The sequence below is a fragment of the Blautia sp. MCC269 genome (assembly GCF_018785655.1).
GTDB lineage: Bacteria > Bacillota > Clostridia > Lachnospirales > Lachnospiraceae > Blautia_A.
The window spans coordinates 1-239 of record NZ_WQQE01000102.1 but is presented as its reverse complement, the minus strand read 5'-3'; the positions used below and the strand labels follow the sequence as shown (position 1 = coordinate 239).

The 239-nt window shown below is 55.6% G+C and carries 1 pseudogene; it reads left to right on the top strand.

What is annotated here, in order from left to right:
* A pseudogene (locus GPK88_RS19925) lies at nt 1-239 on the top strand (virulence-associated E family protein); the annotation flags it as partial.

The following is a 239-nucleotide window of genomic DNA, read 5'->3' as shown; positions in this document are numbered from 1 at the left end:
TTAGAGGGGACGCAGAAAGGCGGCGTGAAGAACAGCATCCGAAACTGCCTGACGGTGTTCCAGCGTGACCCTCTGTTTCGCGGGGCGCTGCGCCTGAACCTTTTGACGGAGCAGATTGACATTGTGAAGCCGCTGGGCTGGGAGCGCACCAGTACCACGCTGACCGACATGGACATGAACTACCTGCTTTTGTATCTGGAAGAAAATTACGGGCTTACCAGCGAGAAAAAGGTGCAGAG